This window comes from Xenorhabdus sp. TH1, from assembly GCF_037260955.1.
Classification (GTDB): domain Bacteria; phylum Pseudomonadota; class Gammaproteobacteria; order Enterobacterales; family Enterobacteriaceae; genus Xenorhabdus; species Xenorhabdus griffiniae.
Genome location: NZ_CP147734.1, coordinates 1,847,659 through 1,872,349, shown reverse-complemented (window position 1 = coordinate 1,872,349; position 24,691 = coordinate 1,847,659). Strand labels below are relative to the sequence as shown.

At 44.8% G+C, this 24,691-nt stretch carries 20 protein-coding genes; 4 read left to right on the top strand and 16 right to left on the bottom strand.

Going from position 1 to position 24,691, the window contains the following annotated elements; translation table 11 throughout:
* Window positions 1-2: 2 nt before the first annotated feature.
* From WDV74_RS08355 to aspS, 10 genes are all read right to left on the bottom strand, one after another.
* Window positions 3-4,931 (bottom strand): beta-ketoacyl synthase N-terminal-like domain-containing protein, encoded by a 4,929-nt coding sequence (locus WDV74_RS08355; protein ID WP_338885492.1) that lies wholly within the window; start codon window positions 4,929-4,931, stop codon window positions 3-5.
* Window positions 4,932-5,066: 135 nt separating this feature from the next.
* On the bottom strand, window positions 5,067-6,029 hold the full coding sequence (locus tag WDV74_RS08350; RefSeq protein ID WP_273559020.1) for a TauD/TfdA family dioxygenase: 963 nt from the start codon (window positions 6,027-6,029) through the stop codon (window positions 5,067-5,069).
* Window positions 6,030-6,054: 25 nt separating this feature from the next.
* Entirely contained in the window at window positions 6,055-7,224 is a 1,170-nt protein-coding gene (locus WDV74_RS08345; protein WP_273559021.1) for a pyridoxal phosphate-dependent aminotransferase, read from the bottom strand.
* Between the two features lie 34 nt (window positions 7,225-7,258).
* Window positions 7,259-8,437 carry an arginine 2,3-aminomutase gene (gene blsG / locus WDV74_RS08340; protein WP_338885491.1) on the bottom strand — a complete coding sequence of 393 codons (1,179 nt, stop codon included), beginning with the start codon at window positions 8,435-8,437 and terminating at the stop codon, window positions 7,259-7,261.
* Window positions 8,438-9,105: 668 nt separating this feature from the next.
* Window positions 9,106-10,113, bottom strand: coding sequence for a Holliday junction branch migration DNA helicase RuvB (gene ruvB, locus WDV74_RS08335; protein WP_338885490.1), 1,008 nt, complete (start codon window positions 10,111-10,113; stop codon window positions 9,106-9,108).
* A 16-nt stretch (window positions 10,114-10,129) separates the two neighbouring features.
* Window positions 10,130-10,747 carry a Holliday junction branch migration protein RuvA gene (gene ruvA, locus WDV74_RS08330; protein WP_273559023.1) on the bottom strand — a complete coding sequence of 206 codons (618 nt, stop codon included), beginning with the start codon at window positions 10,745-10,747 and terminating at the stop codon, window positions 10,130-10,132.
* Window positions 10,748-10,825: 78 nt separating this feature from the next.
* The gene (ruvC, locus tag WDV74_RS08325; RefSeq protein ID WP_273559025.1) at window positions 10,826-11,347 is read right to left on the bottom strand and encodes a crossover junction endodeoxyribonuclease RuvC; all 522 of its coding nucleotides are present in this window, start codon (window positions 11,345-11,347) and stop codon (window positions 10,826-10,828) included.
* A gap of 108 nt (window positions 11,348-11,455) precedes the next feature.
* Complete coding sequence (locus tag WDV74_RS08320) at window positions 11,456-12,199, bottom strand: YebC/PmpR family DNA-binding transcriptional regulator (RefSeq protein WP_273559027.1); 744 nt, start codon at window positions 12,197-12,199, stop codon at window positions 11,456-11,458.
* Between the two features lie 30 nt (window positions 12,200-12,229).
* A complete protein-coding gene (gene nudB / locus WDV74_RS08315) occupies window positions 12,230-12,664 on the bottom strand; it encodes a dihydroneopterin triphosphate diphosphatase (protein WP_189759477.1) in 435 nt (144 codons plus the stop codon).
* A complete protein-coding gene (aspS, locus tag WDV74_RS08310) occupies window positions 12,664-14,433 on the bottom strand; it encodes an aspartate--tRNA ligase (protein ID WP_338885489.1) in 1,770 nt (589 codons plus the stop codon). The genes nudB and aspS overlap by 1 nt, the downstream gene beginning before the upstream one ends.
* Before the next feature lie 269 nt (window positions 14,434-14,702).
* Between aspS and WDV74_RS08305 the strand changes: the two genes are divergently transcribed.
* The 3 genes from WDV74_RS08305 to cmoB all read left to right on the top strand — a co-directional run bounded on the left by WDV74_RS08305 (window position 14,703) and on the right by cmoB (window position 17,071).
* Window positions 14,703-15,101, top strand: coding sequence for an MAPEG family protein (locus WDV74_RS08305; RefSeq protein WP_338885488.1), 399 nt, complete (start codon window positions 14,703-14,705; stop codon window positions 15,099-15,101).
* A 216-nt stretch (window positions 15,102-15,317) separates the two neighbouring features.
* Window positions 15,318-16,103, top strand: coding sequence for a carboxy-S-adenosyl-L-methionine synthase CmoA (gene cmoA / locus WDV74_RS08300; protein WP_338885487.1), 786 nt, complete (start codon window positions 15,318-15,320; stop codon window positions 16,101-16,103).
* Window positions 16,100-17,071 carry a tRNA 5-methoxyuridine(34)/uridine 5-oxyacetic acid(34) synthase CmoB gene (cmoB, locus tag WDV74_RS08295; protein WP_338885486.1) on the top strand — a complete coding sequence of 324 codons (972 nt, stop codon included), beginning with the start codon at window positions 16,100-16,102 and terminating at the stop codon, window positions 17,069-17,071. The genes cmoA and cmoB overlap by 4 nt, the downstream gene beginning before the upstream one ends.
* Before the next feature lie 91 nt (window positions 17,072-17,162).
* On the opposite strand, the gene cutC is transcribed toward cmoB, so the two are convergent.
* The 6 genes from cutC to WDV74_RS08265 form a co-directional block, all read right to left on the bottom strand.
* Window positions 17,163-17,915 carry a copper homeostasis protein CutC gene (cutC, locus tag WDV74_RS08290; protein WP_338885485.1) on the bottom strand — a complete coding sequence of 251 codons (753 nt, stop codon included), beginning with the start codon at window positions 17,913-17,915 and terminating at the stop codon, window positions 17,163-17,165.
* A 28-nt stretch (window positions 17,916-17,943) separates the two neighbouring features.
* The gene (locus tag WDV74_RS08285; protein ID WP_338885484.1) at window positions 17,944-19,236 is read right to left on the bottom strand and encodes an MFS transporter; all 1,293 of its coding nucleotides are present in this window, start codon (window positions 19,234-19,236) and stop codon (window positions 17,944-17,946) included.
* Window positions 19,237-19,342: 106 nt separating this feature from the next.
* Window positions 19,343-20,491, bottom strand: a complete 1,149-nt coding sequence (gene dgoD / locus WDV74_RS08280; RefSeq protein ID WP_338885483.1) for a galactonate dehydratase — start codon at window positions 20,489-20,491, stop codon at window positions 19,343-19,345.
* Window positions 20,488-21,105, bottom strand: a complete 618-nt coding sequence (locus tag WDV74_RS08275) for a 2-dehydro-3-deoxy-6-phosphogalactonate aldolase (RefSeq protein ID WP_338885482.1) — start codon at window positions 21,103-21,105, stop codon at window positions 20,488-20,490. Before WDV74_RS08275 ends, dgoD begins: the two co-directional genes overlap by 4 nt.
* Entirely contained in the window at window positions 21,056-21,967 is a 912-nt protein-coding gene (locus WDV74_RS08270; RefSeq protein ID WP_338885481.1) for a 2-dehydro-3-deoxygalactonokinase, read from the bottom strand. Before WDV74_RS08270 ends, WDV74_RS08275 begins: the two co-directional genes overlap by 50 nt.
* Window positions 21,968-22,174: 207 nt before the next feature.
* Entirely contained in the window at window positions 22,175-22,723 is a 549-nt protein-coding gene (locus tag WDV74_RS08265) for a VOC family protein (protein ID WP_338885480.1), read from the bottom strand.
* A gap of 194 nt (window positions 22,724-22,917) precedes the next feature.
* Here WDV74_RS08265 and argS point away from each other — a divergent pair, with 194 nt between their 5' ends.
* Complete coding sequence (gene argS, locus WDV74_RS08260) at window positions 22,918-24,648, top strand: arginine--tRNA ligase (protein ID WP_338885479.1); 1,731 nt, start codon at window positions 22,918-22,920, stop codon at window positions 24,646-24,648.
* The last annotated feature ends 43 nt before the right edge of the window (window positions 24,649-24,691 follow it).

The window sequence follows — 24,691 nt, the reverse complement described above, 5'->3', positions numbered from 1 at the left end:
TGTTACATTCCCTTCATAATTTCTGATTGGGCCTGGAAGATAGCGTTCATACAGTCAATTTGTTGTTGCATGATGGCGAGAGGCTCACGCTCAGTCAGGTTGAAATGTTCGTCAGGTTTTTGTTGCCTTGCCCCATTCAATGAAGGCGCAATGGCAGTTCCCGTAAACCAGTAATCTTCTGTCAATAATTTTCTTGCTGGTAATAAGGCAGGTTTCGGCGTGAATGGCGCATACATTGCCAGCCAATCTCTTGGTGAACCAGATAAATGCTCACTGGCTAACACTGCTACTAAATCACCATAATTGAGCTGCTGGTTTTTCTGCGCAGGACAATACGCTAAAGCCAGATGATGTTGCGGAGCTTCATCGAGCAACGCGCCGATCATACTTTTGGGGCCAATCTCAATGATCTTCAGCCCAACCATGGCAGTTAATTTATTCAGGTTATGACGGAACAGTACACGACCTAACATATGCTGTTGCCAATATTCTGCCGTAGCGAAACAATCTGTTTCCGGTTGCCCCGTCAGATTAGACAAAATGGGTATATCTGCTGCCTTAAGGAGGATATTGGCGAGAAATACTCCAAATTCGTGGGCTGCATTTGCCATCATCGGAGAATGGAACGCCCTATTGGTACTGATAAAGCGAGAATGGAAACCATGCCGCTCTAATTGCGACTGGAAATGATCAAGTACACTACGTGAGCCACTGATAATTGTATTGGTTTCACTATTTTCAACAGCAATAGTCAGGCCAGCGCCCCCCTCCACGCCATTGTCGGTTTTAACCGCCGCCATGAAGGTGCCAAGTTGCTCTGCTGAACAGTTCACCATCATCATGGCACCATTGGGATCACTCGCCTCCATCAGTTGGGCGCGTTTAATGATGATCCTAAGCCCCTCTTTCAATGAAAATACATTGGCTATACAGGCCGCGACATATTCGCCAAGACTATGGCCAAGCAGAATATCGACATGCCCGATAGCGGGGCGCAGGCATTGGTACAGTGCATACTCGAAAGCAAATAAAATCACCTGTGCAAATTCGGTACGATGGATCGTCTGTTCATCCACCTGCTCAGTCAGCAGATGTTTTACCTCCACCTTTGGCTGCCCGCTTTCATGCGCTATTTCAGAACACAATTGATCGATGTGATCGAGCCACTGTGCAAATTGCACATTATGACGATACAACTGTTCCGCCATTGCCACTGATTGGGTTCCCTGTCCGGCAAAAACCAATGCCAGGGTTGTCGTATTATCCTGGCTATCGGCTGCACTGGCACGATAACCAACAAGCTCCCCGCTGGCTATTGCAGATAACTGTTCAATCAATTGTTCAGTATTATTTACCCCCAAAGTACAAACAACCGGTAGCACCGTGCGTTGAGCCAGCGCCTGACAAAAATGCATTAGGACAAATTTTTGTTGCATCACTTGCTGTTGCACATAAGTTAATAAACTGGTGGCAACAGCCTGGAGATGAGCTTGATCACATCCACTCAACACACAAGGCAACGTTTCGCTTATTTGTTCCGCATCAGAAAAAGGGCGGTTGCCATTACTTTTAATGACTACATGCGCACCCGTTCCTCCCATACCAAAAGCACTGACAGCCAAACAACTTTTTTCAGCAGGTAACGGTTGTATTGTCGTAGGGATCTCCAGTTGCCCTTCGGCCAGCGAGATCCGGGGATTCAATTGGCTAAATGCTGCCACTGGTGGCGCTATTCTGTGCTGGTCAATCAAGAGTAATTTGATCAGCCCGGTAATACCTGCGGCGGCTTCAAGGTGGCCAATATTGGCTTTGATAGCCCCAAGATAACAGGGAGCCTGCATTTTTTGGTCATGAAAACAAGCACTAATTCCAGCCAGCTCGATAGGATCACCCAAACGTGTGCCAGTGCCATGTGTTTCGAAATAAGCGATATCACTCGCTCTTATGCCTGCGTTCGTCCAACACCGCTCCAATAACTTTTGTTGTGAAAGTGGATCTGGTGCTGTAATACCGTTACTACGGCCACCATGATAAACCTCGGAAGCCAGCAGGATTGCCTTGACATCATTTTTATCACGCATGGCAAGATCATGGCGTTTAAGGATCACCACCCCTGCGCCCTCACCCAGCACAGTTCCGTTCGCCTCGGCATCAAAAGGACGGCACATTCCATCACTGGATAACACTTCCAACTGGTTCATTTCCCTAAAATGAGCCATATCCAATTGCAGGTGCACTCCTCCGACAATGGCAGTATCACATTCTCCCCTTTCAATACTCAAACGCGCTTGATGCAATGCCACCAATGATGATGAGCACAAGGTATCAACAACTAATGAAGGTCCCCTTAAATCCAGAAAATATGACAATCGATTGGCGCATATACTATTCTGATTGTTAATTGCACTACTCGGATAACCCTCTTCCCCCGTCTCGGCCTGGTAATCATGTAACAATTGCCGATAGCCATTTTGGCTGATACCGATAAATACACCTGTTCGGCTCTCCTTCAAATCATCCAGGCTCAGATTAGCCTGTTCAATAGCTTCCCATGTCACCATCAACAATAACCGATGTTGGGGATCCATCAATCGGGCGTCTTTGGGATTTATTTGAAAAAAGCGATGGTTAAATTGACGGATGTTATTGCAAAATGCCCCACTTAATTGGATGCCTTTGGCTGCAAATTCTGCCAGCAACGTAGCCATAAAGGGGCGATCGTCAGGGCAACGACTAAACATACTTTTGCCTGCAAGCAAGTTTTCCCATAACTGCTCACAATCCTCAGCGCCGGGAAAACGCCCTGCATAGCCGATAATCGCCACATCGGCCTGATCCTGTCCTGACAGCATCTGTTCTGTGGTATTGGCATGGCAGAAAGTTTTCCCCGTCGTCCGTGTCACTAATCTTTGCCAAAGTTGATGGATTGACGAACTGGAGAACAGCTCTATTTCTGTGACGACTCGACCGCTCGCCTGGCTTAAACTCTCCGCCAATTGAACTATCGTCAATGAATTATAACCAAGGTCAAGCAAGGATCTCTGAGTATCATCATCTGACAGATTTTGTCCTCTGACTTGACCAATGATGTGTATAAACCCTTCCCAATTAATAGAGCCTGTCAGTAGGTTATCTTGGAAAATAATGGGCGAAACAAGGTGATTTTCTGAAACTTTCAAAAATGAACGACATGCCGGATTTAAATTGAAAGATCTATCAGTGTCATATAGTGCATCAAACACAACACGGTAATTTTCCCGCACGGTACGCTGGGAGACTTTAAATGATGGCGTGATTTCACCTTTATCAGCAGACAGCGGTGTTTCGGTGATCGCAACCGCTATCAACTTGTGGGAAATTTCCGTCACCTGACGATTGTGTTGCTGCAAGATCTGTAAGATATATTCCCGCAAACGTGTTGAATGCTGGAGTGTACAATCCTCTCTTAACGTCTGGCGACGAAGCTCAGGATTGATAAACAATAACGCTGTGGCGTATGGCCTTTGCTCAATCTCAATAATGGCATGGCTAATAATATCGGTCTTAGCAAACAAACTCTGTTCGATAGTATCACTGGAAACCTTTTCACCATTGGACAGTTTCCTGACTGCATCTAACCGCCCCAATAGCACCAGTTCTCCATTAACCATTTTGCCGAGATCGCCAGTCCTGAACCATTGTTGCTTGAAACAGCGCTGGGTCGCAGCTTCATCAGCATAATAACCCAGCATAACATTCGGCCCCTTAGCCAAAATCTCCCCAGTTTCTTCATCAATACGGAGTGTCACATTAGGTAAAGGGCGGCCTACACTGTTCGGTTCTTTACTGTCTAATCCCTTGAGTGTCAGGCAAGGGCTTGTCTCAGTCAGCCCCCAACCCTCAACGACCTGAATGTCACAACGGTTGAAATAATCTTCAATGTCCGCAGACAGTTTGGAAGCCGCAGAAAAGATCATTTGCAATGAAGGAGCCACCTCGTGGTAAAAATTCGCTGAATCCCTCATCTTATTGGCAACCGCGGTCAGTATTTTCGGTACACTGAAAAACCGCGTCGGCTTTAGCTGGCTTAGGTTGGCGCACAACCGCGCAATATCCACCCCCCGGCTGTTATCAATATGTAATACGGCCTGACTAAAAATAGCTGTATATTTTTCAAATAAGCCACCAAAACTATGGTGCCACGGTAAATAACTGAGAAAAGATTGCGGGCCATCGAAATGCCATAACTCTTTCAGAGCTTGTTGTTGTGAAAGAATATTGGCCTGACTAAGCAATACCCCCTTGGGTTTCCCACTGGAGCCTGAAGTGAACATCAGGCAAAAAGCTTGCTCTGCCTGTGTCGCCCGTAAATCTGTAATCAGCGAACTGTGCAACTCTGCCCCAATCCCCTTATCACTGACCGTCTTATCCACGGTAACTTGGTGAATATCGCTATCAATAGTGGAAAAATCGGTAAAAACGTTGGAAGGTTCCAATGTAATGACATGCCACGAAGAATTCCGCGGCAAGGATTGCACATGCTCCGCGGTTTCAGTAATAACTAAAATGGGTTCTGTCAGTGACAGGCAATAGGCAATAATTTCTTCAGGATAACTGGCATACAGTGGGGTATAAATCGCCCCTTTAATCTGGCAAGCAAACTCAATGGCCAATAACTCCCAGCGATTATGTGAAATTGTCACTACCCGTTGGCCACGTGCAACCTCCAGCTCACATAAGTAACGATAAACGCGGACAATGCTGCACAGTAATTGGCGCCAACTTAGCTGACGCTTAGATTGCATGTCGTTAAATCGTATTGCATCAACATCGCCAAGTGCTTTTTTCAATAACGCCAGAATAAGGATATTATCCGTATCAAGCCCCTGTAAGCAGGCTTGCCATTGCTCGATAAAACGCTCATTCTCTGCATTTTTATTTTGTTTATGCATAACTATTAAGCCAAATAAAAAATAAGCCAAATAAAAAAGATGACATAGATACAATCCGCACAGGCTTTTGTTTCATTTATCAACCTGGCAATTCATGGTTTAAAGAAAGCAAAAGCCTAATCCCTATGCTTAGATTTAAGGCAATACGTTAATGCGTCCGGGTAGCAGCATGTGCTTGAAATCACGCAACCTCGTTAATATTTGGGTGCGCTTTAACCAACGGTCAGTTCCGTCGTATTTAGGTTGATACGCCTTGCGGCCATGAGCACAACGATAATTATCAATAAAGGCAACTTCACCTGGGCTTAAAACCAAATCAAATACCGCTGCCTCAGTTAATTCCTCTAGTTCGGCCACAGCTTCACGCTCTTCGTCATCCAAGGCTTCTTTATCCAGATACAGTGGGTCATAACGCATATGGATATTATCGCCACCGCCGGTAAGAATGGGACAGATGGTATAATTTTCGTCACGCTCTTCTTTCGACAGGCAAGGTCGGTCATTAAAAATACGGAATTTATTTCTTTTGAGGATGGTGACCGTTTTTTCACTCAATTTGGAAAAATCCGGTATTGATACACAAGTTGGGATTCGATAGTTGTTACGGATACACATAAAACCGAGATAATCCGCCCGATAGCCTAGGGAAGTATCTTCAGTATGCAGTAATAGGTTTACCGAGCCTGTACCCAATTGCTTACCGGCATCCTTTTTGATTGGGAATATTTCCTGAACCAGTTTTCCTTCCTGCAAATCAGAAAAACCCACCACATCGCCACACAGGCTCGACATCAAACAACAATAATAGTCATAGTTACTATTCGTATTGTAGACATCCTTCCAATGATTGGGAGTTGGCCCTATAGTCCCTGACATATCAGGGTATCCCTTTATTACAGCCAGTGGATAACCCTGATTACGGAATCTCTTCAATTCAATACGCAATCGGGTTGGTAATGATTCTACCCACTCTGGCAAGGTGCTAACAAAATCTTGATCATCAGTCGAGTGATAACGTTTTTGCAATTGCCCGATGAGGGCTTGAATTTCATCAATTTCTGAAGTTGACAATTCAATTGAATATATAGATTGGTTCATGGTTATTAATCCTCATTGTCATAAGTTACCGCAATGCAGTTGCTATCCTTTCAAATCCCTGTTCAATAGCATCCATTGATGCAGCAAAAGAGATACGTATATGTCCATGATAAAGACAGGCTTCTGCGGGAATTAGCGCGACCCCTGCATGAATGAGCAAATATTCACATAATTGAGTTGCGTCGCGATGACGACCGTTGAGGTATTTTTTGACATTCGGGAACAGATAAAATGCGCCATTAGGTAATTCACACTCAAAAAGTTCGCGGGCATATCGGTATGACAGATCCCGTCTCTGTTTCAGTATTTCCAGCCGCTCTTGATATAAATCCTTTGGCATCTCAAGTGCAGCAATAGCGCCATATTGTGCAAACGTACAAACGTTGTCAGTCATATGGCCGTGCAGGTCAGAAACCCTGCTAACTAACTCAGGATGGGCAACCATATAGCCAATGCGGTATCCCGTCATGGCAAAACTTTTGGAAAATGTTTGTACCGTTATAATGTATTCGTTGTCATCAATTGCAGCTAAGCTGTGGTGTTCAACATCAAATACAATTTGTTCATAGGCTTCATCAGATAACACGAAAATCTGTTTTTCTTTAATCAATTGACACAATGTTTGTAACGCTGATTTTGAGTAAACAGCCCCTGTCGGATTATTCGGTGTATTGATAATGATAAGTTTGGTCTTGTCAGTCACTGCCTGTCTGATTTTTTCTATATCCAGATCCACACCAATATTTTCAATTAAAACTGCTTTTCCACCCGCTAATTTCACCGCTTCTAAATAGGTTGCCCAACAGGGAACAGGAATAATAACTTCATCACCTTCTTCAATTAATATCTGTAGTATTTCATAAATAATTTGCTTTGATCCATTGGTCACTATGATATTTTCAGGTGTCGCTTTAATTCGGTTATCTTCAAATATTTTATGGCAAATCCTCTCTTTTAATTTAGGTTCACCATCAAGCCAACTATAACGTGTCTTGCCATCTATCAATGCACGAATAGTTTCATTGACAACAGTGGCACTGGTATTAAAATCCAACTCACCCTCATTCAATCCAATAATATCACGACCTTCACTTTTTAGTTTAGCAACGATATCTGCCAACCCTACTGTTACTGAGGCATTAATATTTTTTGATCTACTTGCAATGCGGGTTGAGAAATTTCTCTCTTGCATCATTATGAATATCTCTATTAATTTACATTTAAATTAATCAATCGACAGCCTTGAAGGGAATAATTTCACCATTACTATGTGCTTCGGCGCCATAACTCAATACAGAGGGAGGTTTAATATATTCAGTAATATCTAAATATTCTTGTTTATAATTCCTCGCAATAATGCGACCATTTTCATGCGTGTTAATATATTTTCGGTTAACAGCCAACTTGCCTAATGTGGTTGTGACGACATACTGAGGTACACTAAAACCTGTTTCGAATCCTACCAGTGCATCCATAATCTCCTGCCCTTTCTCCAGCGTCGTCATGAAATGAGAAACACCAGATACATTATCGCAATGGTACAAATAATAAGGACGAACCCTAATTCTCAAGAGAGCCTTCAGCAATGAGCGCATCGTTTCCACATCATCATTGATACCCTTTAACAAAACAGACTGGTTCTGCACTGGAATGCCATGTCGCAGCAATCGGTCACAAGCAGCAGCCGCCTCTTCGGTCACTTCTTTAGGATGATTGAAATGTGTGTTAACCCAGATAGGATGATACTTTTCCAACATTTGGCAGAATTTTTCTGTCACTCGCTGGGGAGCAAACACAGGATAACGGGTTCCAATACGAATGATATTAATATGTTTGATGCTTCTTAGTCTCTTAATAATGGCTTCAAGAAATTTATCATAATGTATTAAGGGATCACCGCCAGTCAGGAGGACATCATCAATTTCGGGATGGCTCTCAATATAAGCAAAATCTTCTTCATATGATGCAGCAATATCGGCCCCAAAATAGGTTCCGTTAACATCTGTCGTATGAAATTTACGTGTACAATGGCGACAATAAACAGGGCAAGTATCGGAAACAAGTAAAACAATTCGGTTAGGGTATTTATGGATCACTCTGGCTGTTTTAAGGTTTGAAGTATCGCCTACCGGATCATTATCAGAATTGTACTCTATTTTCATCTCTCTTAAGTGAGGAATAGTTTGCAATCGAATGGGACAATTCTCGTCATATTTATCCATAAGCGAAGCATAATAAGGCGTGCTCTGCCATAAGTATTTTCCTTTCACAGCCTCAATCGCTTTCTTTTCTCCATCTGTTAATGCAATCCATTTACCTAAATCCTCAGATGTTTTAATTAAGTTACGTAATTGAAATTTTGGGTCATTCCACTCCTCATGACTGAACGATTCTTTACTTAAGAACATATCATCTTCCTCATATGCTTTTGAATACTCTTTGGGATGTGGGTTCTAAATTAGAATTAAAACATGCACATTGATTTACAGGAAGGCATGATACTGTGTATTTCTGCAACCTCTTAATCAATTTCCAACTATACGCATTAAACTTCAAGTTGCAATTTACAACACGATATGAAACCCGATTTATCCCCCGCTTCGCGGGGAGAAATCACACGCATCTTGAAGTTAAATCGGTATAGAATTTATAATAGCTATAGATGACAATGTAAATAAATCTTACACATTTGTAACCTTTAAAATAGATACCTCTGTTAAAAATAAGTATTATTTTAAAAAACAAATCATACAATTTAAAATCAAGAAAATTTTTAAAGGTAAATGTCACCCTTTAAAATAAAAAATATATTAAAAGGAAAACATCCTTATCAAAAATAAAGGTTAATTTAAAATATTAAATACAACCATTAAAAAATGGCATTCCTTTTAAATAGCGTTTCAAAATGATAGGAGTGTTCCTTACCCCGCGCTCCGCGCGGGGTAAGGAACGTCAACATCTGATATTCTCAGTATTATGAAAACCTATTTAAGAGGAAAATAGATTGATTTTTTACAATATAAGAAATATATCCAGCCCCTGGTAATTAACCGGAGCTGGTATGTCAGAATGATTATTATTCGTCTTCCTTGCTCAATCCAAAATGCCGGTAAGCATGATGGGTTGCAATACGCCCGCGTGGCGTTCGTTGGATAAATCCTTGTTGGATCAGGAAAGGTTCCAGTACATCTTCAATCGTTTCTCGTTCTTCACCAATCGCCGCGGCCAAATTATCCAACCCAACGGGGCCACCCATAAATTTATCAATAATGGCAATCAGCAACTTACGATCAAGGTAATCAAATCCGGCCGAATCGACATTCAGCATATCCAGCGCCTGAGATGCAATATGACTATCAACCGTGCCATTACCTTTCACCTGAGCAAAATCACGCACACGACGTAGTAATCGATTCGTAATACGGGGAGTGCCACGAGAACGCATCGCGATTTGTCTTGCACCATCATCTGAAATGCCTAATCCCATATAGCGTGCACTACGGGAAACGATGCTCTGCAAATCATCAACATTGTAAAATTCAAGACGCTGTACGATACCAAATCGATCACGTAATGGTGAAGTTAAAGAGCCTGCACGAGTGGTCGCACCAATCAAAGTAAAGGGGGGAAGATCAATCTTGATGGAGCGGGCGGCTGGCCCTTCACCAATCATAATATCCAGTTGGTAATCTTCCATTGCCGGATAAAGGATCTCTTCCACAACCGGCGATAAACGGTGAATTTCATCTATAAACAAGACATCGTGTGGTTCCAGATTAGTGAGCATAGCGGCAAGATCCCCTGCCTTCTCCAATACTGGCCCAGATGTAGTACGAAGATTAACCCCCATTTCATTTGCCACAATATTTGCCAACGTGGTCTTACCTAATCCAGGGGGGCCAAAAATCAATAAGTGATCCAGTGCATCACCACGCTGACGTGCCGCTTGGATAAAAATTTCCATCTGTTCACAAACATGGGGTTGTCCAACATATTCAGACAGAAATTTCGGCCGAATAGCACGATCAATCGCTTCATCATCTTGCAGAACGCCTGCTGAAACTAGACGGTCAGCTTCAATCATCACTTAACTCCTGTGATTACAGAGCCGCACGAAGTGCTTCTCGAATAAGGGTTTCACAATCTGCACCTGGTTTAGCTACCTTGCTCACCATCCGGCTGGCCTCCTGTGGTTTATATCCCAGAGAAACCAGTGCCGCTGCGGCTTCTGCTTCAATCTCGGCAGCGGAATTCGCTTGTTTGCTGACAGCCGGCAAATTAACATCACTACTTTGGTTAAATAGATCACCATTAAGCCCCTTAAAGCGATCTTTCATCTCTACAACCAGCCTTTCAGCCGTTTTTTTGCCAACACCCGGCAACTTAACCAATGAAGCAATAGCTTCTTGTTCTATCGCTGTAACGAATTGCTGGGCAGACATGCCCGAGAGAATTGCCAGCGCTAATTTAGGCCCAACACCATTGACTTTAATCAGTTCACGGAACAGTGCACGCTCTTGTTTATCATTAAAACCGTATAATAACTGAGCATCTTCACGCACAATAAATTGTGTAAATAAAATCGCTTCCTGACCAATTTCAGGCAGTTCATAAAAACAGGTCATTGGCATATGAACTTCATAACCGACACCGTGAGTTTCCAATAAAACCAACGGTGGCTGTTTTTCCAACACGGTTCCTCTCAAACGCCCTATCACTGTTTACCCCCTGAAAATAAAATAAATCGTTCCTCTAGCTTATAGCACAAAAAAAGCTGGACGTATATCCAGCATCAACTATTTCAGACGACCACGCGTTAAATTTAACCGCGCATCACCCACCCGCAGCAAATTTTGACTGAGATGACAATGTGTAATAGCAATAGCCAACGCATCAGCGGCATCGGCCTGTGGATTAGCAGACAATTTCAACATCGAACGTACCATGTGCTGAATCTGGCTCTTTTCGGCCGCCCCCGTACCAACCACCGTCTGTTTAACCTGACGGGCTGCATATTCAAATACCGGTATGGATTGGTTAGAGGCTGCAACAATTGCGACTCCACGCGCCTGTCCCAATTTCAAGGCTGAGTCTGCATTTTTTGCCATGAAAACTTGCTCTATTGCAAAAGCATTGGGCTGGAATTGAGTGATGATTTCAGTAACTCCGGCGTAAATCTTCTGCAAACGACTGGGTAAGTCATCGACTTTTGTCCGAATACAACCGCTGCCGAGATAGATAAGTTGCCGTCCCTGCTGGCGAATAACGCCATATCCCGTGACTCTGGAGCCAGGGTCAATACCAAGAATAATCGCCATATCGAATTATTCGCCTAAATCGGTTTGCCTGTGATATGGGATAAAAACGTTAGAGAAAGTGCCCTGATTTGAGGAACACTTTCTCTACGCTGTGAACCCTAATGCCAATTACAGCAGTGCTGCAACCTCATCAGAAATTTCACCATTATGATAAACTTCTTGCACATCGTCAGAATCTTCAAGCATATCGATCAGACGCAGTAATTTAGGCGCAGTTTCTGCATCCAGTTCTGCTTTCGTTGACGGGATCATAGAAACTTCTGCGGAATCTGCCTTGAAACCGGCTGCATCCAATGCATCTTTAACTTCGCCAAAAGACTCTGGAGTAGTATAGACGTCAATCGCACCATCATCATAAGTTTCAACATCGTCAGCGCCTGCTTCCAATGCGGCTTCCATTACCGCATCTTCATCCAGGCCTGGTGCGTAGGAAATAACCCCTTTTTTGGTGAACAGATAAGAAACAGAACCGTCAGTCCCCAAGTTGCCGCCTGCTTTGGTGAATGCATGACGAACTTCAGAAACAGTACGGTTACGGTTATCGCTCAGGCATTCAACCATGACTGCTGTACCACCAGGGCCGTAGCCTTCATAAATGATGGTTTCCATGTTATCTGATTCGTCGTTACCAACACCACGGGCAATTGCACGATTCAACGTATCACGAGTCATGTTGTTGGACAGCGCTTTATCGACGGCAGCTCGCAAACGTGGGTTGGAATCGGGATCACCACCGCCCAATCGTGCAGCCGTTACCAATTCACGGATAATTTTTGTAAAAATCTTACCGCGTTTCGCATCCTGTGCAGCTTTGCGGTGTTTCGTATTGGCCCATTTACTATGACCTGCCATGCAAATATCTCCGATAAAACGTCTTATAGACTAAATGACAAATTCTTCAATTGCTTGCCGATTGCTCCACGACTTCGTCAATGTGGCCGCTTCTTCCGCCGCCAGCCATTGATAAGCCAAGTGTTCGGTCAACAAAATTTCTCGCTCCTCAGGTAATGCCAGAGAGAACCAATGTTCTTTATTCCGCGTGACCCCAGGAGCATATCGATATCGTAGGTGCGAGAAAATCTCATAATAAAGACAGCGTTGACAATCTTTCAGTTCAAGATTTTCATTGATAATATCAATACCTATCTCTTCCTGTACTTCACGTAACGCCGCCTCCCACGGTTTTTCGTCCTTCTCAAGGCTACCTGTCACAGATTGCCAAAACTCAGGATCGTCCCGTCGCTGTAGCATCAGCACCCTTTTGCTGTCAACGGCATAAATCATAACCAGTACAGATTCAGGGCGCTTATAAGCCATTATTCGTTCTCTTTTTTAACGACTGAAATAGCCAATTCTTCCAACGCGGCTGAATTCGCCGGACTTGGTGCATCCGTCATCAAACATGCCGCTGCCGTTGTTTTCGGGAAAGCGATCACATCACGAATATTATCTGTATCAGTCAACAACATAACGAGGCGATCTAAGCCGAAAGCCAAACCAGCATGTGGCGGTGTACCGTATTTCAGGGCATTCAGTAAGAAACCAAATTTCTCCTGCTGTTCCTGCTCATGAATACCCAGAATGCGGAATACCGCCTGCTGCATTTCGTTACGATGGATACGGACAGAACCACCCCCGACTTCATAGCCATTGATCACCATATCGTAAGCGTTCGCGATAGCGGATTCTGGGTTATTTTCCAATTCAGCCGCCGACATATCACGCGGAGAAGTAAATGGATGATGCATTGCCGTCAAACCACCTGCGCCATTGTCTTCGAACATGGGGAAATCAATAACCCAAAGCGGTTTCCAGCTTGCCAGATCGGTAATATTCAAGTCGCGGCCCAGTTTCAGACGCAGTGCTCCCATAGCATCAGTGACAACATTTTTCTTGTCAGCGCCAAAGAACAGGATATCACCATCCTGAACATTGGTACGGGACAACAGGTCTTCAACCACTTCCGCAGACAGGAACTTAGCTATCGGGCTTTGCACGCCTTCTAAGCCGGTAGCACGGTTATTCACTTTCATCCATGCCAGCCCCTTCGCGCCATAAATGCCAACAAATTTACCATACTCATCAATTTGCTTACGGCTTAACTCTGCCCCGCCGGGAACGCGAATAGCCGCAACACGGCCTTTTGGATTGTTTGCAGGTTCAGCAAAGACAGAGAATTCTACGTCTTTAACCAGATCGGCAATATCCACCAATTCCAGAGGGTTACGCAAGTCTGGTTTATCTGAACCAAAACGACGCATGGCTTCTTCAAATGTCATAATGGGGAAGCCGCCCAAATCGACACCTTTCACATCCAGCCACAGTTCACGGATCATTTTTTCCATGATTTCGCGAACTTGTTCAGCGGTCATAAACGAGGTTTCAACGTCGATCTGGGTAAATTCAGGCTGACGATCGGCGCGCAGGTCTTCATCGCGGAAGCACTTTACAATCTGGTAATAACGGTCAAAGCCAGACATCATCAACAACTGTTTGAAAAGCTGTGGGGACTGCGGCAGTGCATAAAATTCGCCTTTATGCACACGGCTTGGCACTAAATAGTCACGCGCACCTTCTGGTGTTGCTTTAGTCAGCATTGGCGTTTCAACATCAATGAAACCCGCATCATCCATAAAACGACGCACAAAACTGGTGATCTTGGCACGGGTTTTCAGACGCTGCGACATCTCAGTGCGACGCAGATCAAGATAGCGGTATTTCAGGCGCTGCTCTTCACTGTTATTCTGGTTGCTGTCCAGTGGCAATGGCTCCGAGCGGTTGAAAACCATCAGGTTTTCTGCGAAAACTTCAATTTCGCCGGTTGCCATATCTTTATTGATTTGGTTATCAGGGCGCGCACGCACAATCCCCGTAATTTGAATACAAAATTCATTACGCAGTTCAGAAGCCTGAGCAAAGACCTCTTTCTGGTCTGGGTCAAAAAATACCTGAACGATACCCTCGCGATCTCGCATATCAATAAAGATCAAGCCACCTAAATCACGGCGACGATTTACCCACCCACAAAGAGTCACTTTTTGGCCTTCATGGGCCAGGTTCAACTGCCCACAATAATTAGTACGCATACAATATCCTTTTACTCAGCTCGTTATGCTTTCTGCTGCGGAAATTTTGGCATTGTTCTTTCTAAGGAAGAATTGCAAAAAAGGTCACTATTATACTGGAAATTCTGACCGGAGATAAGGCCATAACGCCGTTCTTGACAAGACAATTTTTTGCTATCCGCTAACATTCATAGAATTTATTATTAAATACTATGATTTATAGCGACAGTTTTCTTTTTGCGGTTTATCATCATTTAGCCGTTTTTGGGTTGGGCAATTGGAGTTAAGAAATGGTTAGCTCGCTTTATATCGTACTGGGCGCACTACTGTTAATTAAGCTGTCTCTGGATGTAGTCAAATTAAGAACGCAATATCGGGTCGCTTATGGCGATGGCGGTTTTTATGAATTGCAAACCGCCATTCGGGTTCATGGTAATGCAGTTGAATACATTCCAATTTCAATGTTGTTATTGATTGTAATGGAGATGAATGGCGCCCCCGTTTGGATGCTGCACATTTGTGGATTAGTATTACTTTCAGGCAGGCTCCTACACTACTTTGGCTTACGTCATCGAGAAATACGCTGGCGGCGTATGGGCATGGCGGCAACCTACATCTCAATGATAATAATGATTGTCAATAACATTTACTATTTGCCGTGGGAGCAGATCTTTTCTCTCTACACATAAATAGAGCTATTTCTTATATAGATAGTTCCCCACATCTTTTCTGCGTATGTTGCGTTGTAGCTCGATGGCAAAAACCTTGTCAGCATAGGTGATTAGAGTGATACCCAAGGCGGTGCATTACCGCCTGAGGGGTCATCCATTGATGATCCCCTTTCTGCCTTTTCCTGCATTCTGTTAGAATAACCGCTTCTTATTGTTTCCAAAATCAATGCTGTTATGTCAAATCAAGAATCTCATAATCAACGGGATAGCCTGTTCTCTGCCCCAATTGCCAATTTAGGTGACTGGAATTTCGATGAACGCGTTGCCGAAGTCTTTCCCGATATGGTGAAACGCTCAATTCCCGGTTATTCCAATATCATTTCCATGATAGGTATGCTGGCAGAACGTTTTGTCACGCCAAATAGTCAAATTTATGATCTTGGGTGTTCCCTTGGTGCAGCCACGTTATCAATCCGCCGTGCTATTAGCGCCGAAAATAATAGTGTCCATTCCCATACAGAGGGTTGCCGTATTATCGCCGTCGATAACTCACCGGCAATGATCGAACGCTGCCGTCGCCATATTGACTCTTTCAAGGCCAACATCCCCGTTGAAATCATCAAACAGGATATTCTTGATACCGACATTCGCAATGCATCAATGGTCGTTTTGAATTTCACATTACAGTTCTTGCACCCTGATGATCGCCAGAAAATGCTGGATAAAATCTATGCCGGTTTAAAGCCTGGGGGCGTTTTGGTACTGTCTGAAAAATTCAATTTTGACGATGAGCAGATTGGCGAGTTGCTCTTCAATATGCACTATGATTTCAAGCGCGCCAATGGTTACAGCGAACTGGAGATCAGCCAAAAACGCAGTATGCTGGAAAATGTTATGCGGACAGATCCAGTTGAAACGCACAAATCACGCCTCAAACAAGCCGGATTCCAGCACGTTGAAGTCTGGTTCCAATGTTTTAACTTTGGCTCATTGCTGGCAGTAAAAGGAACTGGACAATGATTGATTTCAGTAACTTTTATCACTTGATCGCCAAAAACCACTTAAGTCATTGGCTGGAATGCCTGCCCGCACAATTAAGCCATTGGCAGCAAACCTCATTGCATGGCCAATTCAGCTCATGGGTCAAAATTCTGGAGAACCTGCCTGACATAAATCCCACCCAACTTGATCTGAAAAATGGTGTGATTGCGAACCATGAACCCGAGTTATCAAACGGTGAAAAAGCCCGTATTCAAAATATCCTGAAACTATTCATGCCGTGGCGTAAAGGACCTTTTTCACTGTACGGTGTAGAAATTGATACCGAGTGGCGTTCTGACTGGAAATGGGATCGCGTCCTTCCGCATATTTCGCCTTTAGCAGGCAGAACGGTTCTTGATGTCGGCTGTGGCAGCGGTTACCACATGTGGCGTATGGTGGGGGAAGGTGCTCAGCTCGTTGTGGGAATTGATCCAACCCAACTTTTTCTTTGCCAATTTGAAGCCATCAGAAAATTACTGGGTAACGACCAACGCGCCCACCTTCTGCCTTTGGGCATTGAACAATTACCAGAGCTAAAAGCCTTCGATACGGTGTTTTCAATGGGCGTGCTTTACCATCGCCGTTCCCCCCTCGACCACTTATGGCAACTGAAAAACCAGTTGGTTTCCGGCGGTGAATTAGTTCTGGAAAGCCTGGTTATTGAGGGTGACGAATATCAATGCCTCATTCCAGGTGAACGTTATGCACAAATGCGGAATGTCTACTTTATTCCGTCGGCCAAGATGCTAAAAATTTGGTTAGAAAAATGTGGTTTTATTGATGTTCGCATTGTTGATCATGCGGCCACAACACTGGATGAACAACGCCGGACAGAATGGATGCAACATGAATCGCTGATCGATTTTCTTCATCCAGACGATAACAGTAAAACAATAGAAGGCTACCCAGCACCACTACGGGCTGTCCTTATTGCCCGTAAGCCATAGTCTTTTTCTTCTTTTAGTTTGTAGCTTACTGGCTATCCCCGTTACATAGTTGACTATGTAACGGGGAATTTCCGATGAAACACAAGCTATTTTATTTTTTCCGTTGAACCAAACTGATCATTCCCTTCATCGACTCAACCAATTGCCCATCAACACAATGGTAAGCATATTCATCTACCTCTCTGTCATCAGAACTCATCGTCACGCCGACTTTTCGATATTTCATAGCAGAATGCACCATTTTACCTGCCGAACTGTGAACTTCTGTTACCCCAATTTCCAGAAACTTACAGATATTACTTATTCTGACACCCGCCCCAGGCATAATAATCGGCCCCTGGCTTGCCTGTAACAATTCTTTTAACAAGGGTAATCCCAATTCAGCACTTTGTTGCTGCCCTGAAGTTAAAATACGCTGCACACCAAGCTCTGTCAGTTGTTCTAATGCAACATGTGGATTGAAACACATATCAAAGGCACGATGGAACGTAACTTTCATATTCGCTGCCAATGACATCAATTGCCTCATGCGAAGCCGATCAATATGACCTTCTCCATTTAACACGCCAAAAACAACGCCAGGAAATCCCATATCACGGATACGAGCGACATCATTTTTCATTACTTCAAAATCAGTGTTGCTGTAACAGAAGTCTCCTCCTCTTGGCCGGACAATGGGATGTACAGGAATTGATAAATGCTGTCGTGCATGCTGCAATGCACCGAAACTCGGTGTTACCCCACCTTCCGATGGGCTTGCACACAATTCAATGCGATCAGCTCCTGCCTGTTGTGCAACCAAAGCACAGTTTATGCTATAACAACAAATTTCCAGCTTTATCATTCAAAGCCCCTCGGATATAAACGCCCAATTAGCCTACACGTTTCACCTCTCCCACAAGAAAGATATAGGAGAGAGCACCAATCAATGTGACGACAGAAATGTAAACCAGTGCTGGAGAAAAACCATAGCGCTGAGCCAAATAACCAATCACCAGTGGTACAGAGATCCCACCCAACCCACCGACAAAATTAAAAATGCCACCGATCAAACCAATCAAATGCATCGGTGCCAGTGAAGAAACCAGTGACCAGGTAATAGACGCAAAACCGTTACCAAAAAACGCCAGCGCCATCAACACCATGATCCATATTGGATTGTTAGTGTAGTTGGCTCCCATAATACAGGCGGAAATTATCAAACCACAAATAATCGGGGTCTTACGTGCCGCTCCCAAAGAGAACCCCCTACGCACCATGTTATCAGCCAACCAGCCAGAGAGCAGTACACCTAAAAATGCGGCCAGAAAGGGAACGGTCGTCATGAAACCCGCTTTTAGGGCGCTAATTCCCTTCTCTTGGGTCAAATAATTTGGGAACCAGGTCAAAAAAAACCACAGTGTTGAAGCGACTGCAAATTGCCCCAGATAGACGCCCACCAGCTTAGGGTGGAACACCAGCTTCCAGTCCGCGATAGTAAGAGGCTGTCGAACCGCTTTCTTAACTGGCGAATCACCATCGACTATCCCTCCTCCACTGCGGATATACTCAAGCTCTGCGTGACCCATATTTTTTGTTGATCGTGGCTGTCGATAAACGTTAATCCAGATCAGTGACCAAATAAACCCAATGCCCCCTGTTACGAAAAAAACCCAGCGCCAGTTACTTAATTCCTGGAGCCCTATGAGAAGCGGCGTCAGAAAAGCAAGCCCCACAAACTGGCCTGATGTGTAAAACCCAACGGCAGAGGCACGTTCATGTTCAGGGAACCAACTTGTTACCATCCGGTTATTGGTGGGGAATGTCGGGGCTTCAAAAATACCAGTAATGGAACGTAAGCCTATGAGTGATATCAGACCGGTTGCAACACCCTGTAATAGGGTCGCCACCGACCAGCCAAGAATAGCAATAAAATAGGTCAAGCGTGAACCAACGCGATCAAGAAACCAACCACCGGGAATTTGACATAAGGTATAAGACCAAGAGAAAGCAGAAAAGATGTAACCCATTTCCGTTTTTGTGACCCCAAACTCTTTCTGGATATTGGCTGATGCAACCGCAAGATTAGCTCGATCAACATAACAAATGACGACCGTAATAAAGATCATTATCAACGTCAGATAGCGCCGACGCCCAATTTTCGTCGTTGTTACTGAAATATTCATCTCAATCTGTCTCCAGATTTTGGGCACAGTGAAACCCTCCACCTTGCCCTGTGGTTAACAGAAGGTGTAAAAGAACGCATTGATTTAGTTAGTTAATAAGGGGCAATTACCATTCAGCAACGGAACCATCTTTATGTCGCCATATTGGATTTCGCCAGTCCGATACATTTTTGCTGCGCTCAATGACCTGTGCTTCGTCAATTTCAACACCCAGACCGGGTTTCATTAAAGGTTTAAAGAAACCACCTTCCATACTGAAATCTTCTTTATTTTTCACAAAATCAAGTAACTCCGCTCCTTTATTGTAATGAATGCCCATGCTCTGCTCCTGGAATACCGCATTACGTGATATGAAATCGATATGCAGGCAAGCGGCCAGCGCAATCGGTCCCAGTGGACAATGCGGTGCCAGTGCGACATCATAAGCTTCAGCCATACCTGCAATTTTATGGCATTCAGTAATACCTCCCGCATGCGATAAGTCTGGCTGGATAATTGCCAGACCACCCACTTCCAGTACACGTTTAAATTCAAAACGGGAAAACATCCGCTCGCCTGCCGCAATGGGAATATGGGTCTGCGCCGCCAGACGTGGATAATATTCCGCCTGCTCCGCCAGCACCGGTTCTTCAATAAATAAAGGCCGATACGGTTCTAACGCCTTGATTAATACTTTCGCCATTGGTGCGCTGACACGGCCATGGAAATCAAGCCCAAATTCAATTTCATGGCCGAACGTTTCACGGATCTGCGCTACCGTATTGACAGCAGTATCGATTTTTCTCGAATCCTCAATGATGCACAGTTCTTCACAACCATTTAATTTGAATGTATCAAAACCAATCTTCCGTAAGGTTTTAATACCGTCAATCACCTCCGAAGGACGATCACCTCCCACCCAGCTATAAGCTTTGATCTTGTCGCGCACCAATCCCCCCATCAGCTGCCACACGGGTGCATTCAAGACCTTACCTTTGATATCCCATAAAGCCTGATCGATGCCCGCTATGGCACTCATCAAAACAGGCCCGCCACGATAAAAACCTGCGCGGTACATCACCTGCCATAAGTCATTGATACGGGCTGGCTCCCGTCCAATTAAATATTCACTTAGCTCGTGCACTGCCGTTTCCACTGTACGGGCACGGCCTTCAATTACCGGTTCTCCCCAGCCTGCAACACCTTCATCTGTGTCAATTTTCAGGAACATCCAGCGTGGAGGTACACGATAAGTCGTGAATTTAATTATTTTCATCGTATGGCCTCTTGGTACGCGTTAACAAATAAGGTTGCTTGCCGTACAGTACGATCAACCGATTGACCGGCACGATAAAGATCACTGCCTAAGCCGGCTCCTATACAACCTGCGTTAATCCATTGAGACAGATTATCTGGCGTTACACCCCCCACAGCGAAAACAGGTATGTCTGGTGGTAACACCGCTTTCAATGCCTTGATATAGTTCGGGCCGAATGCCGATGCTGGAAAAATTTTTAATGACTGTGCTCCAGCTTCCAGCGCGGTAAACGCTTCTGTCGCTGTCGCGCAACCTGGACATACTGCCATACCATAAGCAACTGCTTTGCGGATCACTTCGCAGCGGATATTAGGCGTGACAATCAATTTACACCCCATTTCCGCCAACACATCTACCTGCTCTGGTTTCAGTACAGTTCCCGCCCCAATCAGTGCTTTACGGCCAAACGCTTGCACAATGGCTGGAATACTCTGTTCCCACTGAGGAGAGTTAAGCGGGATCTCTACTATATTGAACCCAGCGTCAATGACCGCCGCGATGTGTTCAAGCGCTTCGTCGGGTCTAATACCGCGAAGAATAGCGATAAGCGGGAGATTGGCTTGCCACAGCATTTGCGATACTCCTTATACCTGCCTGAAAAACGGTATCGCCGTCTGCCAAAGAGATATTTCGTCCGATAGCGTTAAACGCCTGCTGATAACGGGCAGCTAACGAAAGTCCGGCGACGAGTGTGATAGTCTGTTGATCAGCAAAATAGTGACTCATGCTCGCCACTTCTGCACCAATCAACAGGCCGGATAAAAATTCACTGACATATTCGCGCGGCAGAGTACCCAGTATGTGCGAAGCGCGAACTTCGAATAAAAAAGGCAAAAGCACCGGAGAATCTATTCCCCGTTTAAGACCAGCGTTAAAAACTTCGGGACAGACTGCTTGTTCGGGCAATCCCGCGCCCACCAGTGAATGATGCAAAAGTAAATGGTGGAGTTCACCGGTCATCACAGTACGGAAATCGTGGATTTGTTGGTCATCAGCGGATACCCATTTACAGTGAGTGCCGGGCATGACATAAAGGGAAGAAGGGAAAAGCTGGTGAGCGCCTAATAATTGTGTCTCTTCGCCTCGCATCACGTTGTGGTTATCTTCACGTGAAACACACAATCCAGGAATAATCCAGACATTATCGGCGACTGGGGTTAATTGCTCGCCGATTGCAGAGAACTGAATGGGAACCGACAGATATGGAACGGTTTTCCAGCCTAAGTTGCTACCGATCATCCCTGCCATGACAATCGGCGTTTTGTCATTTCGCCAGCCTTGGGTCATTTCTGCTAACACTACCTGTGGCGATTTTCCATTAAGGCGGGTGACTCCCGCTACCGATTGCCTGCTTTCCAGACATTCATCGCCCTGATATAGCCAGGCGCGTAAATTGGTCGATCCCCAATCAATCGTGATGTAGCGTGCTGTCATGTGACTTCCTTAAGCCTTCTATTGGCTGGCAATCATGGCAAATGCAGCCTGCTCCGCTGCATTCCCGCCCTGATACTATCGTATCAAACAGCGCTTTATTTTTTAGTCGCCCACTCAGATTCGTTCAAATATCACTCATTCAGGCGAGCTTATCGCTACACGGAGTTGCAGTGCTACGATAAAGATCACAAAAAGAACACGGTATGTTTAATTTTTGATAATCTCTTTGAGAGAAAAAGGGTGAAATTTGATGGTGATTTCACCATTTGTTACCGCTAACGTTGGATTGGGTAATCTTTCACTATCCCCTTTCGGCTGACTCTCTTTCGTACGAAAAACAGCGGGCAGCGGATCAGGCAGTAATTTATAGGCTTCGCGAATCAGTTGTTCTGGTGGCACAGGCAGGACAAATTCGACGTGTTCCCAGCCTGCGTGAAGATATTGCTTTTTACCCGGATAAGGTAATTCGACACAGTCAATTTGCCAGCCAAGTAAAGTGATTGTCTGTTCTAACTCAAATAAGCAGATCGGCCGGCCATTGATCATGCTCTCAGACATCAATTGACCACATTGCAGAAAACCTTGACGCCAGCGATCAGCGATTGAAATATCATTACAACGCAGGGAAATATGATCCGCTGCATACTGTGTAAGTTCCAGGCCAAGATATTCACCAAACTGTTTTAGCTTTTGTTCAAACTGATATAAATCAACCACCAAATCCTGTAATTCAGGAATTGTTGCAAAGTGTGTCATCTTTCCCCCAGCAAAAAACTATCACCTGAAAGGCGAGCTAAAAAACCCAAAGTCATACCGCAAGCGGCGGCTGATAGTAGCATGCAGGATAATGAATATGGTATAAAACCCGTTATTTTCTCATAACTCACACGCTTAAAAGTATTTGCATAATTCAAATGCAAGGGCTTTTGTGCGTAATTTAAGGTACTACGGTGAATATTCAGGCCATTCTTTCAGAAAAAATCAGCCATGCGCTGATTGCTGCTGGTGCTCCAGCCGACAGTGAAGCTCACGTTCGTCAATCTGCAAAAGCTCAGTTTGGTGACTACCAGGCAAATGGTGTCATGGCAGCAGCGAAAAAAGTGGGTATGCCACCCCGACAATTGGCAGAAAAAGTCGTCAGTTTGCTGGATCTGCAAGGAATTGCCAGCAAAGTTGAGATTGCCGGTCCTGGTTTTATCAATATCTTTCTGGATAAAACGTGGGTTGCTGCCAATCTCGAAACTGCGCTGAAAGATGAAAAACTGGGCATCACGCCGGTCGCGCCACAAACCATCGTTATCGACTATTCTGCACCGAATGTGGCAAAACAAATGCATATTGGGCACATTCGCTCCACGATCATTGGCGATGCCGCAGCCCGTACTATGGAGTTTTTGGGGCACAAAGTCATTCGAGCCAATCACGTTGGTGACTGGGGTACTCAGTTCGGAATGCTGATTGCTTATCTGGAGAAAGTCCAGAACGAAGATGCCAGTGATATGGCATTAGCCGATTTGGAAGCCTTCTATCGTGAAGCGAAGAAAACTTACGATGAAGATGAAGAATTTGCGGCTCGTGCCCGTAGCTACGTCGTAAAACTGCAAGGCGGTGATGAATACTGCCGTACCATGTGGCGCAAACTGGTTGATATCACCATGTCGCAGAATCAGGAAACCTATCATCGCCTGAACGTGACATTGACAAAAAAAGATGTCATGGGTGAAAGTTTGTATAACGATATGCTGCCTGGCGTTGTTGCCGACCTAAAACAACGTGGACTTGCCGTCGAGAGTGATGGGGCTATCGTGGTTTACCTTGATGAGTATAAGAACAAAGAAGGCGAACCAATGGGGGTCATCATCCAGAAAAAAGATGGCGGCTACCTTTATACCACCACGGATATTGCCTGTGCCAAGTACCGTCATGAAGTCCTGCACGCTGATCGGGTTCTCTACTACATCGATTCACGCCAACACCAACACCTGATGCAGGCTTGGACAATCGTACGCAAGGCGGGTTACATTCCTGAGTCGATGTCACTCGAACACCATATGTTCGGCATGATGTTAGGCAAAGATGGCAAGCCATTCAAAACCCGTGCGGGGGGAACAGTCAGATTGTCTGATTTGTTGGATGAGGCCATCGAACGCGCAGATGCCCTGATCCGTGAGAAAAACCCAAATATGCCGGAAGACGAACTGAAAAAAGTTGTCAACGCCGTCGGTATTGGCGCGGTGAAATATGCCGATCTTTCCAAAAACCGCACTACCGACTATGTATTTGATTGGGATAACATGCTCGCCTTTGAAGGTAATACCGCACCTTATATGCAGTATGCCTATACCCGCGTAAATTCTATCTTCAAGCGTGCAGAAATTGATGAAAGCAGCCTGATCCACCCGATGCTTCTGAACGAAGAACGTGAACAAGCTCTGGCAACGCGCCTGTTGCAATTTGAAGAAACCATCACAACTGTTGCCCGCGAAGGCACTCCTCACGTGATGTGTGCTTACCTCTATGATCTGGCTGGCCTGTTTTCTGGTTTCTACGAACATTGCCCAATCCTGAGCGCGGATAGCGAAGAAGTGCGTCAGAGCCGCCTGAAATTAGCCCTGCTGACAGCGAAGACCTTGAAGCAAGGTTTGGATACCTTGGGTATCGAGACGGTAGAGCGGATGTAATTACCTGTCCCAAACTGGCATGACTAAACCATGCCAGTTTTTA